8 protein-coding genes are annotated in these 6,578 nt (G+C 68.3%); 3 read left to right on the top strand and 5 right to left on the bottom strand.

Going from position 1 to position 6,578, the window contains the following annotated elements:
* On the top strand, window positions 1-975 hold a 975-nt coding region (locus H5T77_RS14685; protein WP_292650438.1), incomplete at its 5' end, for an HNH endonuclease signature motif containing protein.
* 53 nt (window positions 976-1,028) lie between these two features.
* Here the strand turns inward: H5T77_RS14685 and H5T77_RS14680 are convergent.
* The 3 genes from H5T77_RS14680 to H5T77_RS14670 all read right to left on the bottom strand — a co-directional run bounded on the left by H5T77_RS14680 (window position 1,029) and on the right by H5T77_RS14670 (window position 3,162).
* The gene (locus H5T77_RS14680) at window positions 1,029-1,625 is read right to left on the bottom strand and encodes an isochorismatase family protein (RefSeq protein ID WP_292650436.1); all 597 of its coding nucleotides are present in this window, start codon (window positions 1,623-1,625) and stop codon (window positions 1,029-1,031) included.
* Window positions 1,622-2,374, bottom strand: a complete 753-nt coding sequence (locus H5T77_RS14675; RefSeq protein WP_292650434.1) for an AAA family ATPase — start codon at window positions 2,372-2,374, stop codon at window positions 1,622-1,624. The genes H5T77_RS14680 and H5T77_RS14675 overlap by 4 nt, the downstream gene beginning before the upstream one ends.
* 89 nt (window positions 2,375-2,463) lie before the next feature.
* Window positions 2,464-3,162, bottom strand: a complete 699-nt coding sequence (locus tag H5T77_RS14670; protein ID WP_292650432.1) for an EcsC family protein — start codon at window positions 3,160-3,162, stop codon at window positions 2,464-2,466.
* Window positions 3,163-3,218: 56 nt separating this feature from the next.
* On the opposite strand from H5T77_RS14670, the gene aat reads away from it, so the two are divergent.
* Window positions 3,219-3,953 (top strand): leucyl/phenylalanyl-tRNA--protein transferase, encoded by a 735-nt coding sequence (gene aat / locus H5T77_RS14665; RefSeq protein WP_292650430.1) that lies wholly within the window; start codon window positions 3,219-3,221, stop codon window positions 3,951-3,953.
* On the opposite strand, the gene H5T77_RS14660 is transcribed toward aat, so the two are convergent.
* A complete protein-coding gene (locus tag H5T77_RS14660; RefSeq protein WP_292650428.1) occupies window positions 3,950-4,276 on the bottom strand; it encodes a rhodanese-like domain-containing protein in 327 nt (108 codons plus the stop codon). The genes aat and H5T77_RS14660 overlap by 4 nt on opposite strands.
* A 9-nt stretch (window positions 4,277-4,285) precedes the next feature.
* On the bottom strand, window positions 4,286-5,149 hold the full coding sequence (locus tag H5T77_RS14655) for an Fpg/Nei family DNA glycosylase (RefSeq protein ID WP_292650426.1): 864 nt from the start codon (window positions 5,147-5,149) through the stop codon (window positions 4,286-4,288).
* A gap of 205 nt (window positions 5,150-5,354) precedes the next feature.
* Here H5T77_RS14655 and H5T77_RS14650 point away from each other — a divergent pair, with 205 nt between their 5' ends.
* On the top strand, window positions 5,355-6,551 hold the full coding sequence (locus H5T77_RS14650; RefSeq protein ID WP_292650424.1) for an ATP-binding protein: 1,197 nt from the start codon (window positions 5,355-5,357) through the stop codon (window positions 6,549-6,551).
* Window positions 6,552-6,578: the final 27 nt, after the last annotated feature.

Genomic DNA, 6,578 nt, shown 5'->3' with positions numbered 1-6,578 from the left:
CTGCGCGACGACCTCCGGCTCGCGCACGCTTTGGACCGGACCTATGGCCGGGTTGCTGCGGCGATGCGTGCCGGGGACTGCAACCTTGTCCAGGCACAGGTGATCGTCGCCGCTCTCGACGACCTTCCCGCTGACCTCGACCCTGATATCAAGACCAACGCCGAGGAGGCTCTGGTCGCCTATGCGACCCAGTTCGACCCCACCCGACTACGCCGCCTGGGGCGCAGGATCCTCGACATCATCGCCCCCGAGATCGCCGAGGCCGAGGAAGCCAAACGGCTCGCGGCAGAGGAAGCCCACGCCCGCAAGAAGACACGGCTCACGATGCGGCGCGTTGGTGATGGCACCACCCGCATCTCCGCCGTAATCCCGGACGCCGCCGCCGACCGCCTCGCGACCAACCTCGAGGCCTTCGCCTCACCCCGACGCGACGACGGCACCCGCACCGACACCGGCGACTACCTGCCCTACGACCGACGGCTCGGGCGAGCGTTCTGCCAGATGCTCGAGACCCTCGACCCGACCCGGCTCCCCATCCACGGCGGCGACGCGACCACGGTGATCGTGACCATCGACCTCGACCAGCTCCGCAAAGACGCCGGCATCGGCCAGATCCTCGGCGGCTCCCCGATCACTGCGGCCGAGGCCCGCCGGCTTGCGTGCACCGCGGGCATCATCCCGGCCGTCCTCGGTGGCGCCTCCGAGATCCTCGACCTCGGCCGCATCCAACGCTTCTTCACCGCAGCACAGCGCCGAGCGCTCCTCCTCAGGTCAGCGACCTGCGAGGCCGAAGGCTGCGACATCCCCGGCACCTGGGCCGAAGCCCACCACTGGCTCGCCTGGGCACTGGGCGGGACCACCGACCTCGACAACGCCGCGCTGCTCTGCAGTCATCACCACCACCGGGCCCACGACCCGGCGTACATCCATGAACGCCTGCCCAACGGCGACATCCGCTTCACCAGACGCAGATAGGTCGCGGTGACGCACGGTAGTGCGGTCGATCGGGTCGATCGGACCGTGGCTTGTCAGGGGGTATGTGTGAGTGGCTCGCCGTCGGCAGCGGCGAAGCGCACTCGCGCGGCACTCGGTGCGATGACAATCGTGTCTCCGAGCGACCACTCCACCACCCTGGCGGCTTGCTCCGCGGGAACCCCGGCCTCGCCATCGACAAATGGGGGAACGTCGTAGGTGCCATGACTGTCGTGAGCGAGCACAACCACATAACCCCGCGCGATCGCATCCCGAGCCGTCGCAGCGACACACATCTCCGACATCAAGCCGCACAAGGAAACCACTTGGACCCGGTGGCGCTGGAGCACATCGTCCAGATCAGTCCCCGCGAAGCCGCTGTCCTGCGACTTCCGGACGACCACGTCGCCTGCTTCAGGATCCAGAGCCAGCCGCCAACCATCGGTGCTCGGTTCATCTGAGGCGCCTGCAGGGCCGTCGTTCTGAAGGAACACCACCAGCGCGCCAGCTTCTCGCGCTGCCGCCAACTGCGCCTCGACGGCAGGCAACATGGTCGACATCATCGGCAAGGCCGACTCGCCCACAACAAACGCGGTCTGCATGTCCACCACGATCAGCGCCGTTGGGTTCATCACACCAGCGCCGCTGGTCATCCTCGCACTCTCTCCATCTCCCATGACGGTGCAGATGTCGTCGGAGCCGAGATCGACCGCGGCATCGGCCACCGCGCGCGAGGTTGTCCCACAGCCTCTGAATCTTCCATCGGACCCACAAACTTCTCACTGCGTTGCCGGGATCGTCCAAGGAGCGCTTCGATCCGTCTGTTGGCTCGGGCGCGGTCGATGACGTGGACCCGATCCCAGGAGCCGTCGGTGCCTCCGAAGGTCGTCGCGCTCAACAGTCGTGGCTGATCGTCGGTCCAGCGGTGCCAGTGGCGCTCGAACGACGGCGAGCTCACAATTCGCCCGCGTTCATGCTGACCGTCGATCGCCACAGCGCGGGGAACGTCGATCATGACCAGCGACGTACGCCAGCCGCGGGCACGGGCGATCCGGCCGAGCAGCTCGCGGCGGCCGGGCCGGGTGGCGGGGTCGTGGACGAGGAGCGTGCGGCGATCGAGGGTCGGGCCGAGCAGGACGAGGGCCAGGGTCACGGCCGCGTGCCACAGGTGCACGAGCGGTCGGTAGAGACCGTAGGGCACCTGCGGCAGCCGGGCCTCGAGCCAGCGGGCCGAGGTCTCCGGATCGAGCGTGCGCACGTCGGGATTCCGATCAGCCACCTGGCGGATCAGGGTGCTCTTGCCCGCGCCGGGCACTCCGCCCAGGAGGAGCAGTTGGGGCCGCTCACCGACCTCCGCAGCACGGGCTGGGCTGATCGAGGCAAGACTCGTGTCGAGCGTCATCTGCTGCTCCTCCCAAGCGCCGGACACCAGCAGTGTGGCGTCCTGTGCTCAGAGGAACGTGGTACGAACCTGTGAAGTTCCTGTGAGGCTCAGCTGTCTTCGGCGCGACGTGGCAGCAGCTCGCGCGAGGCGTAGCGGCCGATCTGGTAGGTCATCCACCCGTCGGCCCCTGCGCCGACGACACCGCCGACCAGCGGGATCCGCTTGGCGGCCATGGAGATCATGCCCCTGCCGGTGACCCGGCTGAGCAGCTCCTGGGCCACCTCCGCGGCAACGATGGCATCGACCGTACGGTCGTAGCTGGGCGCGGTCGCGATCGCCATCGGCGGCGCGGGGATCTTCTTCTCCTGGATCTGCTTGGCGACCTTCTCCTCGCTCAGGAGGGTGAGCAGGATGGCGTTGCGGACCCGCGGGTCGATCAGGTCGTAGCCACGCAGATGCGCGATCGCGGCCACCATCCGGCACTGGATGATCGCCATCCCGGTGATGTTGGCGGGGAGGGTGATGGCTGTGGTGACGATACCGCCGATGTTGGTCGCGAAGCCGCCCACGCCGGCCAGGCGTACGTGGTTGTCGATGATGTGCTTCACCGCGAGCTCGACGTCGCCGTCGTGGTCCTCGAGGTGCTTCTCAGCAGCCGTGGCTGCGCCTGGGAGTGGACCGACGCCGACGATGGCGTGGTGCAGGGCCTGCCTGACCACGGTGGTGGTCACGCCGGGGGCGGACTGGATGACCTTGGGTGCGAGCCGGCCAGCCGCACTGCTGAGCACTGCCTTGGGACCGATCATGAGCAAATCTTAAGCGTGTGGTGGTTGAGACCGGTGCAGGGCGATAACGTTTCGTCGTGGCGAATCTTCGGGGTCCGATCGAACCGGAGCCGTCGCCGTGGGCTTTCGCGGACCTTCGGGACCCAGGGACGGACGCTCATGGAGGGGCGGAGCTGGACGATCTGGTGGGGGTGGGTGCGGATGCCGCGCCCGGGACCCTGCTGGCGGCCTACCGTCACGGGATCTTCCCGATGCCCGGGGAATCACCACGGGATCCGATGATGTGGTTCTCGCCGGTCAGGCGCGGCGTACTGCCTCTGGACGGGCTCGTGGTCTCGCGGTCCCTGCGCCGGTCGGTGCGGGAATTCGAGATCAGGGTCGACACCAGCTTCGACGAGGTGGTGGCCTCGTGTGCCGATCCGCGCCGGCCGCACGGCTGGATCGACAAGCGGATCCGTCGGGCGTACGGCGACCTGCACCGGCTGGGCTGGGCGCACTCGGTCGAGGCCTGGCAAGACGACCGCCTGGTCGGTGGGCTCTACGGCGTGGCCATCGGCGGGCTCTTCGCCGGGGAGTCGATGTTCCATCGTGTCCGCGACGCGTCCAAGGTCGCTCTGGTCGGGCTGGTCTCCGCGCTGCGCGAGGCGGGGTCGACCGACCAGCGGATCCTGGACGTGCAGTGGCGCACCGACCATCTCGCCTCGCTCGGCGTGATCGAGGTGGATCGCAACGACTACCTCGACCGCCTGGAGAAGGCGCTCAGACTGCCGCTACCGGAGGTCTTCGGCGGTCCTTCGACGCAGCAGTCCTAGAGGACGTACGCCTCGGAGCCGGTCTCGCTGACCATCGGCCGCCCGGCGGCGGCCCAGTCGAGCATCCCGCCGGCGAGGTTGACGACCTCGAAGCCCTGCTGGGCGAGGTAGTTGACCGCCTGGGCGCTGCGTCCGCCGACCTTGCAGACCACCAGCGTCTGGCCCTCGGGAAGGTCACCGAGGCGCGCCGGGAGCTCTTGGAGCGGGATGTGGGTAGCACCCTCGATGTGACCCGCGGCCCACTCGTCGTCCTCGCGGACATCGAGGACTGCCACGGGCAGAGGATCGGGCACTCCGGTGATCTCGACGGTGGGGATGCTCACCCGTAGAGCCTACTTGAGCAGCCGGGACATCCGGCGATCGGCAAGCGGCTTCCCGCCGGTCTGACAGGTGGGGCAGTACTGCAGGCTGGAATCGGCGAAACTGACCTCGAGGACCGTGTCGGCGCAGACCGGGCACTTCTTGCCCGCCTTGCCGTGCACGGCGAGGTTGGACTTCTTCTCGCCCTTGAGCTCGCTCATCGCCAGGCCGGTGTCGCGCGCGACCGCCTCCTGGAGCGTCGTCCGCAGCGCGTTGTAGAGGCTCTCCGACTCCTCGTCGGTCATCTCGGCGGGCTTGAACGGCGACATCTTCGCCGCCCACAGGATCTCGTCGGAGTAGGCGTTGCCGATGCCCGCGATGATCGACTGCATCCGCAGCACGCCCTTGATCTGCTTGCGGCCCTGGCCGGCGAGGATCTCGCGGAAGCGGGCCAGGGTGAACTCGTCGGCGAGCGGGTCGGGGCCCAGCGAGGCGACTCCCGGGACGTCCTGCGGGTCGTGGACGACGTAGAGAGCCAGGCGCTTCTTGGTGCCGCCCTCGGTGATGTCCAGCCCGGTGTCGTTGTCGAGCACGATCCGGATCGCGAGACCGCTCTTGGATCCCGGGCGAGGCGGTGTCGCCGGGAGCTCGTTGCGCCACCGGATCCAGCCGCCGCGGGCCAGGTGCAGCACCAGATGGACGCCACTGGCCTCGATGTCGATGAACTTGCCGTGGCGGGTCACGTTGTCGACCAGCGTGCCCTCGACTGCGGTCAGCGGCGGGTCGTACGTCTTCAGGGCGCTGAACTGCGGGACATGCACCTTCGTGATCGCCCGCCCGTCGAGGCGCCCGCGCAGGTCCTCGGCGAGCGCTTCCACCTCGGGTAGTTCCGGCATGTCCGCGAGTCTAGATCGTCAGGCTTGCATAGCGGGAGAGAATCCGGTTAGTATCGAACATACGTTCGAGACTAGCGATCGATGTGAGAGTCTGCGGCTTTCTAGGGCTTGTCTTAGAAAGCCGGATAGAGACCTACGCTCGTGAAAGATGTGGCTCGCTAGCGAAATCTAAGACGCGTCCTATAGATCTGGATATCGTCTGATCATGGACCCCATCCGTAATCCGTACGCTCCAGGCGCGGGCCAGCGGCCCCCTGAGCTCGCCGGTCGGAACGAGCAGCTCGGGCAGTTCGATGTGGTCCTGGAGCGGGTGGCAAGGGGTCGTCCGGAGCGCTCGCTGGTGCTCACCGGGCTCCGTGGCGTCGGCAAGACGGTCCTGCTCAACACCCTTCGTTCCGCGGCGGTCCGCAAGGGCTGGGGCACCGGGAAGATGGAGGCGCGCCCCGACCAGTCGTTGCGCCGGCCGCTCTCGAGCGCATTGCACCAGGCGGTGCGCGAGCTGGGACATCCGAGCGCCGACGACGTCGACCACGTGCTCGGCGTGATCCGCTCGTTCGCCCAGCGGGAGGCCGGCCCCAACGCCAAGCTGCGCGAGCAGTGGTCACCGGGCATCGAGGCTCCGGCGGTCCGGGGGCGTGCCGACTCCGGTGACATAGAGATCGACCTGGTCGAGCTGCTCACCGACGTCGGCGGGCTCGCCGCGGATGTCGGCAAGGGTGTCGGGGTCTTCATCGACGAGATGCAGGATCTCGGTCCTGACGACGTCTCCGCGATGTGCGCGGCCTGTCACGAGATCAGCCAGTCGGGGCTCCCGGTGATCGTCGTCGGCGCCGGACTGCCACATCTCCCGGCCGTTCTCTCGGCGAGCAAGTCCTACTCGGAGCGGCTCTTCTCCTACCAGCGCATCGACCGCCTCGAGCGCGAAGCCGCCGACCGTGCCCTCGCCGCTCCCGCGGGCGAGGAGGAGGCCGAGTTCGAGGCCGCCGCGCTGGAGGAGATGTACTCCGCCACCGGCGGTTACCCCTACTTCATCCAGGCCTACGGCAAGACCGTGTGGGACCAGGCGCCACGCTCGCCGATCACGTTGGAGGACGTGAAGGTCGCCGCCCCCGAGGCCGAGCGCGAGCTGGCGGTCGGCTTCTTCGGCTCACGCTACGAGCGCGCCACCCCCGCCGAGCGGGACTACCTCCGGGCGATGGCCGATGCCGCCGTCGAGCTCGGTGCCGACGACATCGGCACCGTCGCCACCGCCGACGTCGCGGCGTTCCTCAACAAGAAGCCGCAGTCGCTCTCGCCCGCCCGCGACGCGCTGATGAAGAAGGGCCTGATCTACTCCGGTGAACGCGGTCGGATCGCGTTCACCGTCCCCCATTTCGGCCGCTACCTCCGCCAACAGGGGTAGTTCAGCGCCAGCTCGGCACCCTGGACG

Origin of the sequence: Nocardioides sp. (genome assembly GCF_014360585.1) — a bacterium.
GTDB lineage: Bacteria > Actinomycetota > Actinomycetes > Propionibacteriales > Nocardioidaceae > Nocardioides.
Note: the sequence above shows the minus strand (reverse complement) of the source record. Positions and strands in the feature narration are given on the sequence as shown.

Excerpts from the sequence above, each read along its gene's own strand:
- H5T77_RS14655 (WP_292650426.1), bottom strand. The coding sequence starts at position 5,149 with ATGCCGGAACTACCCGAGGTGGAAGCGCTCGCCGAGGACCTGCGCGGG.
- H5T77_RS14670 (WP_292650432.1), bottom strand. The coding sequence starts at position 3,162 with ATGATCGGTCCCAAGGCAGTGCTCAGCAGTGCGGCTGGCCGGCTCGCA.
- H5T77_RS14680 (WP_292650436.1), bottom strand. The coding sequence starts at position 1,625 with ATGACCAGCGGCGCTGGTGTGATGAACCCAACGGCGCTGATCGTGGTG.
- H5T77_RS14650 (WP_292650424.1), top strand. The coding sequence starts at position 5,355 with ATGGACCCCATCCGTAATCCGTACGCTCCAGGCGCGGGCCAGCGGCCC.
- H5T77_RS14675 (WP_292650434.1), bottom strand. The coding sequence starts at position 2,374 with ATGACGCTCGACACGAGTCTTGCCTCGATCAGCCCAGCCCGTGCTGCG.